This window comes from Mesorhizobium sp. M0514 (assembly GCF_040321145.1).
Classification (GTDB): Bacteria; Pseudomonadota; Alphaproteobacteria; order Rhizobiales; family Rhizobiaceae; genus Mesorhizobium.
Genome location: NZ_JAMYQZ010000005.1, coordinates 23,608 through 38,878 on the forward strand (window position 1 = coordinate 23,608; position 15,271 = coordinate 38,878).

Below are 15,271 nucleotides of genomic sequence, written 5' to 3' on the forward strand. Positions count from 1 at the left end.
ACAGTTTTTCCTCCGTGCCGCGGCAAGACGCGGCGCGGTGGCGTCAGTCCTTCAGCAACCGGTTTGCGGCGTGATCCTGAAATTGATCGGACTTGATTCGATTGCCGTCCAGCCCGCGCTCTCGGCCATGTTGCTTCCTGTCGCGGTTGGACAAAACCGCGTTTTCCTCGATCTTGTCCTTGTCCAAGGTGGTCATTGCGCCGGCGCCGGCACCTTTGCCTTGGCTGCCTTGGCCGAAATGCTTTTTGCCGCCGGATGCCATGATCTCCTCCTTCGAATCCAGGACACCGATCGGTGCCGACGCCCGAACCGGCATCGCGCTGTAATGTTCCGTCTCACCCAGCAAGCAGGAAGGCGTCGCCATCCCATGACCGAAACGGCTTCTCGCCGTCGATGACGACCCGCAATTGGTGAGCTTGCGCAAGACGGCCGATGTCGGCCCGGTCCAAAGAAAGCGATCCGCGATAAGAATAGTTCAGCAATGCGAGCCGGCCCGGCCGTTTGAGAACGCGCGCAATTTCATCGAAAAGCCGCTCAGCCATGCCGGCCAGGACCAGGTAGGGAAAGCTGTCGACCGCCAACACGCAATCGAAACTGTCGTCGTCGAAGTCGGCCAGATCGAGACCGGAGGTTTGGCGCAGTTCGACATTGCCGAGCGCTTCGCATTGCTCGGAGGCGATAGAGATCATCCGCGATGATATGTCGATGCCGACCATCCGCTTGAAGGAATTGGACAGCGCGCGCTCGAAACGTCCGATGCCGCAACCGATGTCGAGAATGTCTCGTTCAATTCCGGTGAATTCTCGCGCCTCGAGCCATTCAACGATTTCGTCGGTCATGGCTGTCAGCCGCTCGTCATCGCCAAGGGATCCTAACTGGACACTTGCGGCTGTCGAAATTGCTGCCGCGGCATCAAAACTCGAGGCCAGCCTCCTGACCACGGCGACATCCGTCTCGCCGTTACCGCGTTCATGCCGAACGGCGCCGCCTGTCGCTCGCAAAGTGGCAAGGACGCCCGGTTTGTGGCGCAGCAGTCCAGCGACCTTTCGCAGTCTTTCAGCATCGCCGGTATCCGCCGGACGGACTTTCAGCACGACCTCCGCCAATTCCGCCGCTTCAATTGTGGGCGGCAGGTGAAGCGCCAGCCTGACGAGAACAGCTTCGGCGCAGGCACCACCGGCCACACAACCTTCGACCGCCCGTCTGACCGATGTCCGGCGCTGCGCGAGCACACTCATGACATCAACTCCGCGTCCAGATCCTCCGCATCGTCCACCTGTCGACGGCGCCCCAGCCATATTTGTAGGCTTCCTGGCCGCGCAGGAAGTCGAACTCGCGCGCATCCTCGCGGATCGACTCCGCGATCGCGTGGCCGATCAGGATCGCACCTGGGCTCTCCTCGGCATAAGCAGGATCGAGGCCGCCGAGATAGGCATAGGCGCGGCCGCGGTGGTGAAATCCGTAATAGGCGGCGACAGTCGTGCCATCGATCGCGAGCAACCAGCATCGGACCAGACCGTGAGCATCGAGCAAGGGAAGTGAAAGCCCATGGAAGTGCTGCACGGCGGGGTCGGCCAATACACCACCTCCATGTCCAACCCAGCGTGCATGGTGCAGGCGGATCAATTGGTTCAGGAAGTTCTGGTCGCCCCGGGCTGACGCCAACGCGAGCCGGCCGCGTCTGCACGCCGCTTGGCGCGCCCGGCGCAACTGGCGCCTGCGCCGAGCGGGAACGCAGCCGGCCAATGTTTCGTCGCCGGCAACAGCAAGCACGGGGCAGGCTGCATGAATTGCCGGCCTCTCGACCGTTAAACCGGGATGCGCGATCGTAAGACCGGCACTGTTTTGCGGCAGATCAGACAAGATCCATTGTGACCACCCGACCGAGCAGATCGTTTCGGCAATTGTGGACACGACCGCCGCCTCGATATCCCGGACAGCCAGGATGTCCAGATAATCGCTGAGCGAAATACCGACCGGAAGCAGCTTCGAACCGGCCGTTCCATGCTCGAGATAGAGTGGCGCCAGCCCGACCAGATCGCCGCCACGCCAGACCGCGACTGTCGCCAGTTCACCGGGTGCGAATGCGCGCCACCATGGCACCAGCCAGGCGGGGGATTGGAACGGCGTCGCAGAGGAGCTCTGCTCCCATAGTTTCCACCAGTGCGGCGTCAAGGCATCGAATTTTACGGGGTCATCGATGATTTCGCTGCGCAACACTGCTTTTCTCACGGTGCCGCAGCGAAGCGCCGGCAATCTGTGCCAAGTTGTGCCAGCGCCTGATAGGCAGCCATATACGACGAGATCATCCGTTCCAGCGAAAACCGCCGTCGCGCCTCCACCCGGCACGCCTCGGCGTCCAGGCTGGGCGCCGCAAGAATGGCTTGGGCCATTTCGTCGACTGTGTTGACGAGAAAGCCCGTCCTGCCGTGCTCGATGACATCCGCAAGCGCGCCATTCGGGAATGCGACCACCGGGGTACCGCAGGCGAGGGCCTCCATGGCGACAAGCGAGCTTGTCTCGGCGGCGAGGCTCGGAATGACCAGACAGCGGGCTGCGTTGAGAAAGCGCCTCTTGGCGTTAAAACCGAGCGGGCCCAGGAAGCGGCGGCGAGCATCAAGACGGGATTGGACCTCGTCGCGAAAGTAGCGCGTATGTGTTTCGTAGGGGTAGACCTTGCCGCCGATGATCAGGGGCACGCCCGCCTGTTTGGCCGCGTCCAGGGCCAGGTGAATGCCCTTTTCCGGGCAGACTCGGCTGAGAACCAGGGCAAAGTCTCGCTTCGGCTGCACCAGGCTCAGTGCTTCGATGTCAACGCCGTTGGGAATCGGCGCCACCAGTCTGGCCCCTGGTGGCGCCGTTTGCTGCTGGGTGGGCGAGACCGCATGGAGCCACAGGTCGTCGCGCGTCGGTCGCAGAGCCTCGGCCGGATACCAGTCCAAGGGCAGGTGGAGGCTCACCAGGGTCGGACCATCGTCGGGCAGATAGGCATGAAAATCGATGCCGTGCAGATGAACCACATCGATCGGCCATCGGGCGCGGGCAGCGGCGATCGCTTTGCGATGAGCCTGCTGCGCGCGGCTCTTCGCCGCCTCGTCGAGCACGCCGTTTTCAGCCGGTATTTCCACAAGGGTACCGCTCGCGCTGGAGCCGCGGCAGCCAATGACGATAGAGCGGTGGCCGGCGCGAACCAGCCCCCGATCGAGAATCGACAGAACCTGTTCGGCACCGCCGACAGCATCGGGTCCGACGGGTGCGAGAGGGTAGGCGACATTGAGGATAGTGAGCGCCGCGGCTGGTTGCGCCTCGGTCCCGTATGCCGCACCACCTGTCGATGATGCCGCTAATTCGTCCAATGTGTCAGGCGTCTGATGCATGGCAGCATGACACTTTCACGCTGCCGAGGCCCGCCGCGTCGGGAGCGAAGCGGACGTCATGCCGGGCGCATAGCGGCGGATCATGGTTGCGCAGAATTCCGCGAACTCCTCCGGCACCAGTGGCGGGCTGGTGTGGTGGGGCATCATTCCCCGATGCTGCGGTGTAAAGCAAAAGGTGACCGTCACGTCGAAATCGGCGAGTGCCTCCATCTGCCGGTCGAACCAGTCCAGCGCGTTCGGCCGGAAGCTGTCTGCCCAGGAAAGCCCCGTGCGCATATTGGTGACGCCCAGCCGCTTCATCCAGGCGACGGCATCGTCCAGCCGGGGGTCCTCGAAATGAAACCACTGCACCAGCCCCATTGCGGGCGAGTAGCGCAGGAACTCCTCCAGCGCTGGTTTTGGCGTGCCGTCCTGGCGCAGCAGCCCCATGTGGAAATGTCGATAGTAAGAAGAGCCCTCCGCCTCGCGATGCCGCGTCGTTGCTTCCCATTCGCGCGGAAGATCGTAGAGGCTGTACCACTGGATGCGTGGTGCGTTGCCAATCAGCAACTCAGCGGTGCGCTTGAGCCCCCAAACCTGGATTTCTTCCGCGCCGAAGGTTGATACGCCGACTTCGCTGACCCAGATGGGAAGGTTGGTGACGGTCGCGATCTCGCCGATCTTCTGTGGCCATTCGTGGATCTGCCACAGGTTCCAGTCGAGCGGAAAGCCGTGCACGGCGACGGCATCGACATGGTCCAGCACGCCGAATTCCTTCATGCGGGTGATAAAGCCCGGATCTATCGGCGAGATGCCACCGAGTACTTTCGTCAAAGACGGGTTCTCCGACGCGATTGCGTCAGCCGACAAGATCGCCATCCTGGCAAAGCGGCTCCAATCGGGATCGAGCTCTGGGTCCCAATGCGATTTGTTGTTGGGCTCGTTCCAGATCATGGCGGCTTCAATCATGGAGCTGTCCTTTCGAGGGGTAGATGGCGCCGCCGCCGGCCGGGTCCCCGGCTGCGCGGCAGAAATAGACCTCCTGCTCGGGGTGCAGAACGATCTCGAAACCGGCGCTGCGCAGCATCGCTTCGGTGCAGGCGCGGTTTGGAATCCACCAGTTGGTGGGATCGTCGGCATAGCGGTGCTCGATAAAATGCAGCTTGGGAAACTGCGGCTGGTCGAACAGGTCATGCGTCCAGAAATGATAGTTTTCTTCCAACTCGGGCAGATCCGCGCTGCCGCGCTGCATGGACTGGAAGATCATCAGGTCACGGGCGACATGTTCGCGGATCAGGTCGAGCGCGAGCAAGGGGTGGCGCAAATGGTAAAGCACCCCCATGAACAGCACGACATCGAACGTCTCGCGCAGAGAGCCGACGTCGTAGACCGAAAGCTTCTGGAATTCGATCTCGCAATCGGCAACCTCGGCGGCAAAGCGAGCTTGCGCCAGGTAGGCGTCATCGAAATCGATGCCGAGGACACGGTCAGCACCTCGCCGTTTCATCTCGATGGAGTAGAATCCTGCATTGCAGCCGATATCGAGTACCGCCTTGCCCGTCAGATCAGCGGGAATGGCATTGGCAAATTTGCGCCATTTGATCAGCGGGTAGTTGCCCAGAAAATGGTTGGGAGCGGTTTCGACGCCGGCAAGTTCCATGTTGTGGAACCACGGGCCGAGCGCATCGATGCGGCGGCGGATTTCGGCATGGGAATGCAGCATGGCTCAGGCTCCTTCGCCAGGAACGACGGGTACATGCGACTGCGCGCCGGGCATGATCATGGTGGGCCGGCGGTGCGCGGATGGGGCGTCGTTTTCAAGCAACCGCAGCGCTGTGCGATAGCCGTTGAAAGTGCCGACATCGACATAGTCCGACCCAGCCCTGACACCAAAAGCTGTACCGCCGGCCGCAATATAGGCGTTGACCAAAGTGCCGATATATTCGTCACTGCGCTCCCGCTCACGCCAGAGTCCCGCAAGCTGATGCAGGATATGGCCCGGCATCTTGAACGCACCCCAAACCCAGTTCGTGGCGGCATCCTGTCGTTTGACCTGGATTTCGATCACGCGCTCGTGGACGTCGGTGACGACGGCGTCGAAGAATTCCGGCTGATCCACCGGGAAAAGCAGAAATGAGAGCTGATCGTCGGGCAAATGGCGGAAACCGTCCTCGGGAAACCAGATCGTATCGGGAAGGCCGACCAGGACGACCTCGTCGGGCGCGACGAGGGGCGCCGCCCGGAAGATCGCATCGCACAGACCGACGGGGTTCGGCTGCACCACGAAGAGAGCCGCCGCGTCACCGTAGCCGGCGGCGTAGTATTCAAGGATGTCGGATTTGCCCGATCCGATGATGAAGCAAATCTTGTCGACGCCGGCCTGCACCATGCGCCGTACCAGATACTCGCTCACGGCGCAGGGACGCTCGGTCTGTCCATCGATCCGGCTACCGACCGGCAGCAGCTCTTTCGAGAAGCCGAGCGGCTGAATGCGGCTGCCGCGCCCGGCAGCGGGTACGATGCCCAACATCAGACCGCTTCCCTCATCGGTTCGCCGGGAGATCTTTGAAAGGCATCGTTCAGGATGCGATCCAGTTCCGCCGCGCGCCGTGCGGAAGTGTGTTCGCCCAAGACCCGGTCGCGGGCACGCCTTCGAATGCCGTCGAGCTCGCGCTCCGGCAATCGCAATGCGGCGACCACATCATCGGTGTCATGCGCCAACAAGATTTCGCGGCCGGGTTCGAAAAATTCGGCCAGGCCCGGCCATGCATCGGTGACGATGGCAGCCCCACACGCGGCCGCTTCGAAGAGCCGTCCCGACGGGCACCAGCCCTTTTGCGCCATCGCCTCCCGGGTGACGTTCAATGTAAGGCGAGATGATGAGAAGAAAGCCGGATGATCGGCGGGCGGAAGATGCCTGACAAAGAAGATATTGTCGCTCCATGGGAATTCCTGCGGATATTGCGCGCCGCCAATGATGAAGCGGTGGTCAGGCAGGCGCGCGGCCGGGCGGACCAGCAGCTTTTCGACGCCGGCCTGGCGATCCGCCGCGTAGGTTCCGAGATAGGACAGATCACCGGCGAATTCCGCCCGCTTCTCTGCCGGCCGGTGTTGGTCGGGATCGACATGCCCATAGAGCGGCACCACGTGACGCGCGCCCAAAACCGACTTAAGCGCCTCGATCGCAGAGCCGCCGGTGTAACTCAAAACGAGGTCGAAATCGGCGAGACCCTCAGGTCCGAAATAGGGCGGACGCTCGCCTTGCTCGATGCGGGCAAGCGTGACCGGAGTGTCGAGATCGTAGAAGACACGCAATCCGCGACCTGTCTGCTGCGCCAGCCGCGAGGCCTCCACGGCGTCGGCACAGTAGGAGGTGACGACGACGACATCCGCTTGCTTCATTGCCCGCTCCGCAACGCGACGGATGTCCTCCCAGTCCGGATAAATGACGACGTTGCCGCCATCGAGCCGATCGAGATCACGCGTCCCGGCATAGTAGGGGGTATCGCGTTCGAAGAAGGTGATGGACCATCCCAGCCGACCCAGGGCGCGGATCAGTCCCCGCCAGAGCGTGGCATGGCCGTTGCCCCATGATGATGTAACGGTGAGACCGAAAATGACCATCTGCATCCGGAAAGTCCTCGTCAGGCAGCTTCGTTCATTCGCAGGAGCTTGGAGCCCCAGTCACCCGACACGATCGTCGTGATCGAGGCTGGATCGATGTCGAAGCGGAAGCAGTCGCCGACCGGCAAGCCAAGCACCTTGCAGACGGCGGCTTTGATCACGTCGGCGTGGCTGACCAGGGCGACACACTGATTCGGATGCCGCTCGCGCACTGCGTTCATCAGTGCGACGATCCGCTCCTGGACATCCAGCATGGTCTCGCCGCTCGGTGTCCTGGCCTCCTGCCGCTGGTCGTTCCACGCCCGCCAACCGGCATCGCCATTCAACTCGTCGAAAGTCTTTCCCGACCAATCGCCGAAATCGATCTCGTCGAGTTCGGCGCAGATCGCGATTTCACCGACGCCGCAGGCAAGCGCGATCGGCACGGCCGTCTCTTGCGTACGCTCACGCGGGCTGCACAAGATGGCTTCAATTGGCTCCCGGGCCATGCGGCCACCAAGATGCGCGGCCTGCGCCTTCCCAGCCTCGCCAAGGCAAACGCCATCCATCCGTCCTGCAAGATAGGAGCCGACATTGTCGTGCGCTGCATGACGGATCAAAAAGAACGTTGTCGTCATTCCGCGGCATCCAGCAAAGGCTCGTCCTTGCCGGCGATGAAAGCGAGCGTGCGCTGCCGCGCTTCGGCGTCGGTGAACTGTTCGGGAGGCGACTTCATGAAATAGCTGCAGGGACCGGTCAGTGCTCCCGCTATGCCGCGATCGAGCGCAAGCTTGGCGCAGCGTATCGCATCGATCACCACGCCGGCTGAATTTGGAGAATCCCAGACTTCCAGCTTGAGCTCGGCGTTGAGCGGCACGCCGCCGAAGGTCGTCCCTTCCACCCGGATATAGGCCCATTTGCGATCGGTCAGCCACGGTACGTGGTCGCTGGGTCCGACATGAATATTGCCCGGCTCCAGGGGAACATCGAACTGGCTGGCCACGGACTGGGTCTTGGAAATTTTCTTTGATTCCAGCCGCTCGCGTTCCAGCATGTTGAGGAAGTCGGTGTTGCCGCCGAAATTCAGCTGATAAGTGCGATCGATGCGCACGCCGCGCTCGCGGAAGAGATTGGCCAGCAGGCGGTGAACGATGGTCGCCCCGACCTGGCTCTTGATATCATCGCCGACCAGCGGCAGCCCTCGCTGCTCGAAGCGCCGGCGCCATTCCGGACGTGAGGCGATGAAAACGGGTATGCAGTTGACGAAGGCGCAGCCGGCCTCAAGCGCGCATTCGGCGTAGAAGCGCGTCGCCTCCTCGGAGCCCACCGGCAGGTAAGAGACCAGCACGTCGGCGCCGCTGTTGCGCAGGATTTCGCTGACGTCGGCAACCGGCTCCGGCGCCTCCTCGATTTCGTCGCGCAAGTATTTTCCGATGCCGTCAAGTGTCGGTCCGCGCTCGACGCGAACGCCGTTTGCCGCCGCATCGGCAAAGCGGAACGTGTTGTTTGGGGCGGCGTAGATTGCTTCAGCGACGTCGAGGCCAACCTTGCTCCTGGCGACGTCGAATGCGCAGACAATCTCGATGTCGTCGACATGGTAACCGCCGAGGTCGGCATGCATCAGCCCTGGGATTGGTTCGTTGCTTTTTGCGTGACGATAATAGGAGAGGCCCTGCACCAGGGAGGATGCGCAATTGCCGACCCCGACGATACCGACACGAACCTTTTTCGATCCCACGAAACTGCCGCCCTATGCTGTTCAAAGGTAAGTTCCTGCCGCCGAACCACCAGCGTGCCGGAATGTTCCTTGGCCTGCCGAAAAATTGCGCAAGACAGCATGGATCGAAGCAGCGCTGGCTGCGTTGCCGCAAGGCAAAGCATTGGAAAACCGGTCGATGATCGTTTACGGCGACCAGAAGCGGAGGCAGAGCGCAGAACGGCTTCGCGATGCTGCGAGCGAAGTTGCTCAAAGTCTGGACCGCATGGCTCATGGCGTCCGACGCCATGCCGCGTTGGTCGGCCTATTCATCAGCGTATCGGAACTGGTTCGCGCGCTTGCCGATGTCGATTTCGAGAACAGGGGCATCGACATCTTTTCGCCGCGGCAACAGCAAGGCGCCAGATTGCTGGTTGGTCTTGCGGCAGAGGTGGCGAAGTCGTGGCGAAGCGGTTTCGCCGTGGGCGGTGGCATCGAGCCGGGACTTCTCCAACTGCTGGACGGGTTGGATTGCGAGGCTGAGGTTCTGACCGGTTCTGCCGAGGGTTACGCGCATTACGCGCTTTATCCCGAAAGCTATTTGGGAGCGGCGCAGGAGTCAGGTCTCGATGCGAACACATGCGTGATCGGCATCCGCAGCATCGGCCTGGGGCTTGCCGCCATAGTGGCTGCCGCGATTGGCGCGCCGGCGCCGTTCAGCGTTCGTCCGGTCGGCCATCCTTTCCGCAGGCACATCAATGCCGATTCGCGCTCGATCGCTTCCTGGAAGAACAATCCATCGGCACGCTTCGCCGTTGTAGACGAAGGTCCCGGTCTGTCCGGCAGTTCGATGCACGCCGTCGTCGCGTGGCTGCGGGAACTGGGTATTGGTATGGACCGCATTCACCTGTTTCCCAGCCATCCTGGCAACCCGGGCATCGAAGCGTCACGGGAGGCTAGGGAGACATGGTCGCGCTGTCCGAAACATGTGGCGACGGCGCTCGAATGCACCTTCCCCGAAAGCTCGAACATTCCCACGCTTAGCGAATGGGTGGCCGAGGCGGTCGGCAGCCCCGAATTACGCCTGACCGAACTGTCTGGTGGCGAATGGAGGAGCGTCCACTACGTCGACGAAAAGCATTGGCCGCCGAGCCCGCGCGGCATCGAGCGGCGTAAATTCCTGGCGTCCGCGGGGTGTGGTCGCTGGCTCGTCAAATTTGCCGGCCTCGGCGAAACCGGACGGCGTAAGAGACGAGCCGCGGAAATGTTGGGGAAAGCCGGGTTCGGATCGCAAGTGGTCGGGCTTTGCCACGGCTTTCTGGTCGAACGGTGGATTGACGGCACCACGATGGACCAGGCGCCGCTGCCCAGAGGAAGGCTGGTCGCGGAGTTGACGCGCTATCTAGCCTGGCGGGCGCTCAATCTCCGAACCTGCGAACCGGGTGCATCATTGCTCGCACTCGCGGAAATGGCTGTTTCCAATACATCTGAAGCCCTGGGCGAGAACCGAGCGGCGACGTTGCGCCATTGGCTCTCGAAAAAAACCCCTGCGCATGTTCTGCAGCGGGTGGAAATCGACGGAAAGCTTCACGCGTGGGAGTTTCTCGTTTGTGCCGATGGCACGGTGGTCAAGACAGATGCCGTCGACCATTGCCGGGCACACGATTTGATTGGCTGCCAGCCGATAGAGTGGGACATTGCCGGCGCCTGTGTCGAATATGGACTGTCCGACAGCGATGTGACGACATTGGTCGAGGGGATGGGGCTCGATATTGACAATGGCCACATCGATTTTTTCGAACCCTGCTATTTGGCGTTCCAAATCGGGCTCTGGAGCACGGCTGCGCAATCCGAAAATGGCCAGGAAAAAGCAAGGCTGGCCGGGACGGCAGACCGATACAGGGCGGGGCTGATACGATTCCTGGACGAATCTCAGGTGTAACGTTTCGATCAATCCAGCCTTCGCAGCATGTCTGCTTCCTGCTCAAGAATAGCGGCCACTTCCTCGCGCTGCAGATGCGTCATCATCAAGCTGACGCAGCACTCGAGATAGGTGATCGAGGAGCGCCGCAAATAGGCAGCCGCCTCGCGTTCGGCAATCTTGTCGACATCCTTCGCGGGTCGCTTTGGTTGCATGAGGATGATCCTCCGTATCGGGTCCCTCCCGCCAAACTACAAGGTTGGATGGATGTTCCGCACGATCTCCGGGCAGGTCCGGCCGCGGCCCACGTCATGCAGGAAGGTTCTGCAGCCCGCCTGCGGGTCTCCTTTTGGCAAGGCCTGTCATCTGATCGCCGATGCCGGTGCCTTCGAGCGCCGCGAAATAATCGATCGTCAGCTTGAGCCCTTCGTTGAGCGGCACTCTCGGCGACCAGCCGAGCAGCGTTTTCGCACGCGAAATATCAGGCTGCCTGCGCCGAGGATCGTCTTGCGGCAGGGGCAGAAATTTCAGATCCGACTTGGTGCCGGTCATCGCCTTCACCAATGCCGCCAGTCGCACGATGGTGAATTCTCCGGGATTGCCCAGATTGACCGGCTTGCCCGGATTGGGGTCGATGTTCATCAGGCGCATCAATCCATCAATCAAGTCGGAGACATAGCAGAAGGATCGCGTTTGCTGGCCGTCGCCGAATATCGTCAGCGGACGCTTCTCGAGCGCCTGCATGATCAAATTCGAGACGATGCGACCGTCGGCCGGATCCATTCTCGGACCGTAGGTGTTGAAGATGCGCGCGACGCGGACGTCGGCCTTGCCGGCCCTTAGATAGTCGAAGCAAAGCGTTTCGGCGGTGCGCTTGCCCTCGTCGTAGCAGGCGCGTGGGCCGGTGCAGTTCACATGACCGACGTAGTCCTCCCTTTGCGGGTGTTGTTCCGGATCGCCATACACTTCGCTCGTCGAGGCCTGCAGCAGTCGCGCGTCATTGCGGACAGCGAGTTCGAGCAGGTTGAGGGTTCCGATCACGCAGGTACGCGTGGTGTGTATCGGGTCGGCCTGATAACGCGGCGGTGAGGCGGCGCAGGCCAGGTTGAAGATGTGATCCACGGGCTCGCCGAGATCCAGTGGCCGGCAGATGTCCTGCTCGATCAACCGGAAACCCGGCCGGTCCATGATCGAGATGATGTTTTCCATGCGCCCGGTCAGAAAATTGTCGACGCAGATCACGCGCCAGCCGTTGCGGAGCAATACTTCGCAAAGATGCGAACCGAGGAAACCCGCGCCGCCGGCAACAAGCACCGTCTTTGCCCTGTGCGCCTTTCTTGTCTGTCGCATCGCTGTTTTCTCCTGTCTGCCGTTCATGCTGCACTTCCAATGTCGAGATCGAGGGCCGTCGCCCTTGGTTGGGTCAGCGCCGCCACGAATTCGCGAGCCCTGGCCCCACCGGTGTGGGAAGCGAGGACGAGTTTGCGAGCCCGGCCGGCCATGGCCAGGCGTGCGCGCTCGGACTCGCCAACGAGGATATCGATGACTTCGTCCGTCTCCGCGGCGGTGTGGATCGCCGATGCGGGAAAGAAGCTGTCGAGCCCTGGCCAGTGGTCGCTGACGATGGGCGTGCCGCAAGCCGCCGCTTCGAACAGGCGCACGCTGGGCGACCATCCTGCGGTGATCATGGAACTGCGTGTGACATTCAGCGTGTAGCGCTGACGGCTATAGAACGCGGCGTGATCGGCTGGCGGCAAATGTTCGATGCGTTCGACATTGTCCGGCCAGATGATGTCGGATGGATATTGGGAGCCGGCCACGACGAAACGGAGGTTCGGCATATGCCGTGCGGGCTCGAGCAGCAGAGCGTTCAGCGTTGTCTGCCGGTCCATGCTGTAGGTGCCGAGATAGCCGAGATCCCAGCGGATCGGATCTCCTGTCGGGTGATGCCGTTCTGGATCGACCGAACAATAGAGAGGTTCGGCATGGCGCGCGCCGAAGTCTTGCGCCAGATGGTTGAGCGTTGGTCCGCCAGTGAAGGAGAAATAGACATCGAAATACGGAATTTGCCGCGAACTCAGATAATCGCAATCGTCGGCTGAAAGCTTGGCCAGGGTCACCGGGGTGTCGATGTCGTAAAAGCAGAGCTGCCCCTTGCAAAGCGAGGCGACGATGTCGATGACCTGGCGTCCTTCTGGAACAAAGGATCCGATGACGATGATGTCGGCCTGCTCCAGGCACTGTGCGTAGTCGCGTTGCAGCTCCGCAGTGGTTTCGTAGTAGCGCAAGGCGCAGAACTCCGGATCGCGCAGATCGCGGTGATTGGCGTACCAGGGCACGTTGCGCTCCAGAAAAGTCACCCGGTGACCGAGTCCGTGCAAGCCTTTCAAAAGACCCCGGAAAGTCGTGGCGTGGCCGTTTCCCCAGGATGAGGACAGCGACAGGCCGAGAAAGACGATGTCCAGTTTCTTGGTCATTCCGCTGCCTCCACGGCCCCGTGCTCGAAATGACGTTTGAAGACGGCATCCGCCACATCCGCCCGAAGCGCGTAGGTATGGTCCGCCAGCACGCGGTGAAGTGCGGCTTGGCCGATTGCCTTGGCCCGCCCGGGGGTCAGCGAGCGCATTATTTCGGCGACATCGCCGCCGTCACGCGCGACCAGGATCTCCTCGCCTGGTTTCAGGAACAGTTCCACGCCCAGCCATGCATCCGTGATGAGACAGGCGCCCGCGCCGGCCGCCTCGAACACTCGCGTGGCCGGTGAAAAACCGTTGGCGGCCATGCTGTCGCGGCTGATGTTCAACACGGCTTTTGGGGTGACATTGAAGGCGTTGTGATCGCGGGTGCGGACATGGCCGAGCCAGCCTACATTGGTGGGGAGCGGCTTGTCGCCCCAACCCGAGCCTCCGAGCAGGAAACGCTGTTTCGGCAGCTGGCTGGCGGGATCGAGGAAAAACGATTCGACACGCGCTTCACGGTCCGGCAGCCGGTTTCCGAGGAACGCCAGGTCGCAGGCAAAACGCGCTTTGCTGGCGACCGGATGGTGCGTTTCGGGATCGAGCGCATTGTAGATGGGCACGCACTCCTTGGCGCCCATGGCACGATAGGCCCAGACAACGGGATCGCCGCCACCATAGGTCAGCACGAGGTCGATCTCCTGCAGTGCACGATGGAGCGGGTGGTCCGGCTCGTCGCGCAACTGGGCAAGCGTGGCTGGCGCATCCACGTCCCAGAATACGACAAGCGCGTCGCTGCGGGCGTGGTCGAGAACGGCGCGAAGCAGCGCCTCGTCTTCGAAACCGACGCCACTCGCCTTGACGACGATGTCGGCGCCGGCGGCACGTGCCGCGACCTGCATCAGCGCATGCTGGGTCGCCTCGTAAACGACGACAGTGCACCAGTCGGGAGCTTCGATGTCGCGGTTCTTCTGCCGGTCGTAGACATCGGGTTCGTAGAACGTGATCTCGTAACCCAATTGCGAAAGTGCCTTGAGCAAACCGCGATAGTACGTCGCGGCACCGTTCCAGTAGGACGACAAAAGGCTCGATCCATAGAATGCGATCTTCATGCGACGGCTTCCTTTGCGGCTGTCGGGACGGCGGTGTGTCGGTTCCCGCATTGCGTGAGCACGCCGAGCAACTCGTCGACGCGGTGGCGGCAGGTGTGCCGCGAGCGGATGGTCTCGAGACCCGAGGTCACCAGGGAGGCCGCAAAGTCCTCGTCGGACAACACCGTCCGAAGCTGTTGCCGCATTTGCGAGCCATTCTCGGCAAACAGGAAGTCGACACCGGGCCTGAAAAGCTGCTCGACATCGGACCATGGCGCTGAAATCAGCGGAATGCCGCAGGCGAGTGCCTCGAACATGCGGATCGTCGGGATTCCGGGCAACCTCTCGCGATAGGGGCGCCGTGGAACGTGAACGGTGACACGATGCGCGGCGAAGGCCTTCGGCACGTCGGCATTGGCGATCCACCCCTCATAGCGCAGTCCTGCGGTGGCCAGATCCGCAAGTGCGGTCTTGGGGTAGCGTACGCCGTGAACAGCGGCATCAAGGCCGAGATCGTGCACCGGCTCGATCAGAAACTCCTTGAGTTCGGCGGTCCGCTCATCATCGCCCCAGTTGCCGATCCAGACCAGATCGGAGGTGGGGTGGATCTCCGGGTGCGGCTTGAACAGGCGATCGTCCGCCGCTTCATGCCAGGTGAAGACGCGCTTGCCCCAGCCGGCGCGCAGATAGCTCTCGCGCAAGGTCTCGCCAAAGGCGAGAACGCCGTCATAGTGCTCCAGCCGGAGCGCCGAGAGCGCCTCGGTCGCAGACACGGCCCGGTGATGGGTGTCATGAAAAAGAAGGATGAAGTTGCCGCCGGCGGCCCGGGCACGGCCAATACGTGCGACAAGCTCCGGATCCGTCCACTCATGAACGATCACAACGTCGGCCTCGGCGATCCAGGCTTCGTGATCAAATCCGGCATCGTAGGTCACCGGCATCAGTTCGGGAAAATCCTTGCGGAAGCGTTCGATGGCGAACGACCCCTTCTCAGCCAGCAGATTCGACCGGCTCCAGCCATTCGCCGGCTCCAGCGCAATCGCCTGATGCCGGCGCTGGACCAGCTCTCGCATGACGCCGCGCAGGAAATGGGCATTGCCATGGTTCCAGTCGGAAACGACCGAGTGGGTGTAGAACACAAAGCGCAT

At 62.0% G+C, this 15,271-nt stretch carries 16 protein-coding genes; 1 reads left to right on the top strand and 15 read right to left on the bottom strand.

Annotated features, from left to right (window positions below; all coding sequences use genetic code 11):
• Window positions 1-43 precede the first annotated feature (43 nt).
• The 10 genes from NKI61_RS03595 to NKI61_RS03640 form a co-directional block, all read right to left on the bottom strand.
• Complete coding sequence (locus tag NKI61_RS03595; RefSeq protein ID WP_023681089.1) at window positions 44-262, bottom strand: hypothetical protein; 219 nt, start codon at window positions 260-262, stop codon at window positions 44-46.
• A 73-nt stretch (window positions 263-335) separates the two neighbouring features.
• Entirely contained in the window at window positions 336-1,238 is a 903-nt protein-coding gene (locus NKI61_RS03600; RefSeq protein ID WP_023681090.1) for a class I SAM-dependent methyltransferase, read from the bottom strand.
• Between the two features lie 4 nt (window positions 1,239-1,242).
• Window positions 1,243-2,220 (bottom strand): GNAT family N-acetyltransferase, encoded by a 978-nt coding sequence (locus tag NKI61_RS03605; protein WP_023714679.1) that lies wholly within the window; start codon window positions 2,218-2,220, stop codon window positions 1,243-1,245.
• Window positions 2,221-2,228: 8 nt separating this feature from the next.
• Window positions 2,229-3,356: a glycosyltransferase gene (locus NKI61_RS03610; protein WP_373420135.1), complete on the bottom strand. Its 1,128-nt coding sequence runs from the start codon at window positions 3,354-3,356 to the stop codon at window positions 2,229-2,231.
• Window positions 3,357-3,392: 36 nt separating this feature from the next.
• Window positions 3,393-4,325 (bottom strand): glycoside hydrolase 5 family protein, encoded by a 933-nt coding sequence (locus tag NKI61_RS03615; RefSeq protein WP_023681092.1) that lies wholly within the window; start codon window positions 4,323-4,325, stop codon window positions 3,393-3,395.
• Window positions 4,318-5,079 (bottom strand): TIGR04290 family methyltransferase, encoded by a 762-nt coding sequence (locus tag NKI61_RS03620; protein ID WP_023687791.1) that lies wholly within the window; start codon window positions 5,077-5,079, stop codon window positions 4,318-4,320. The genes NKI61_RS03615 and NKI61_RS03620 overlap by 8 nt, the downstream gene beginning before the upstream one ends.
• 3 nt (window positions 5,080-5,082) lie before the next feature.
• Window positions 5,083-5,886 (bottom strand): sugar phosphate nucleotidyltransferase, encoded by an 804-nt coding sequence (locus tag NKI61_RS03625; RefSeq protein WP_023712232.1) that lies wholly within the window; start codon window positions 5,884-5,886, stop codon window positions 5,083-5,085.
• Window positions 5,886-6,986, bottom strand: a complete 1,101-nt coding sequence (locus NKI61_RS03630; protein WP_023714676.1) for a CgeB family protein — start codon at window positions 6,984-6,986, stop codon at window positions 5,886-5,888. Before NKI61_RS03630 ends, NKI61_RS03625 begins: the two co-directional genes overlap by 1 nt.
• A gap of 14 nt (window positions 6,987-7,000) precedes the next feature.
• Window positions 7,001-7,597 carry a histidine phosphatase family protein gene (locus NKI61_RS03635; protein ID WP_023667978.1) on the bottom strand — a complete coding sequence of 199 codons (597 nt, stop codon included), beginning with the start codon at window positions 7,595-7,597 and terminating at the stop codon, window positions 7,001-7,003.
• Complete coding sequence (locus tag NKI61_RS03640; protein WP_023681094.1) at window positions 7,594-8,697, bottom strand: inositol-3-phosphate synthase; 1,104 nt, start codon at window positions 8,695-8,697, stop codon at window positions 7,594-7,596. Before NKI61_RS03640 ends, NKI61_RS03635 begins: the two co-directional genes overlap by 4 nt.
• A gap of 85 nt (window positions 8,698-8,782) precedes the next feature.
• On the opposite strand from NKI61_RS03640, the gene NKI61_RS03645 reads away from it, so the two are divergent.
• On the top strand, window positions 8,783-10,597 hold the full coding sequence (locus NKI61_RS03645; RefSeq protein WP_352521484.1) for a hypothetical protein: 1,815 nt from the start codon (window positions 8,783-8,785) through the stop codon (window positions 10,595-10,597).
• Between the two features lie 8 nt (window positions 10,598-10,605).
• Here NKI61_RS03645 and NKI61_RS03650 read toward each other — a convergent pair whose 3' ends face one another.
• From NKI61_RS03650 to NKI61_RS03670, 5 genes are all read right to left on the bottom strand, one after another.
• On the bottom strand, window positions 10,606-10,791 hold the full coding sequence (locus tag NKI61_RS03650; RefSeq protein WP_023667982.1) for a hypothetical protein: 186 nt from the start codon (window positions 10,789-10,791) through the stop codon (window positions 10,606-10,608).
• 94 nt (window positions 10,792-10,885) lie between these two features.
• On the bottom strand, window positions 10,886-11,926 hold the full coding sequence (locus tag NKI61_RS03655; protein WP_023681096.1) for a UDP-glucuronic acid decarboxylase family protein: 1,041 nt from the start codon (window positions 11,924-11,926) through the stop codon (window positions 10,886-10,888).
• A gap of 23 nt (window positions 11,927-11,949) precedes the next feature.
• Window positions 11,950-13,053 carry a CgeB family protein gene (locus NKI61_RS03660; protein WP_023725529.1) on the bottom strand — a complete coding sequence of 368 codons (1,104 nt, stop codon included), beginning with the start codon at window positions 13,051-13,053 and terminating at the stop codon, window positions 11,950-11,952.
• Window positions 13,050-14,144, bottom strand: a complete 1,095-nt coding sequence (locus tag NKI61_RS03665; protein WP_352838856.1) for a CgeB family protein — start codon at window positions 14,142-14,144, stop codon at window positions 13,050-13,052. Before NKI61_RS03665 ends, NKI61_RS03660 begins: the two co-directional genes overlap by 4 nt.
• Window positions 14,141-15,271: a CgeB family protein gene (locus tag NKI61_RS03670; protein ID WP_352838857.1), complete on the bottom strand. Its 1,131-nt coding sequence runs from the start codon at window positions 15,269-15,271 to the stop codon at window positions 14,141-14,143. The genes NKI61_RS03665 and NKI61_RS03670 overlap by 4 nt, the downstream gene beginning before the upstream one ends.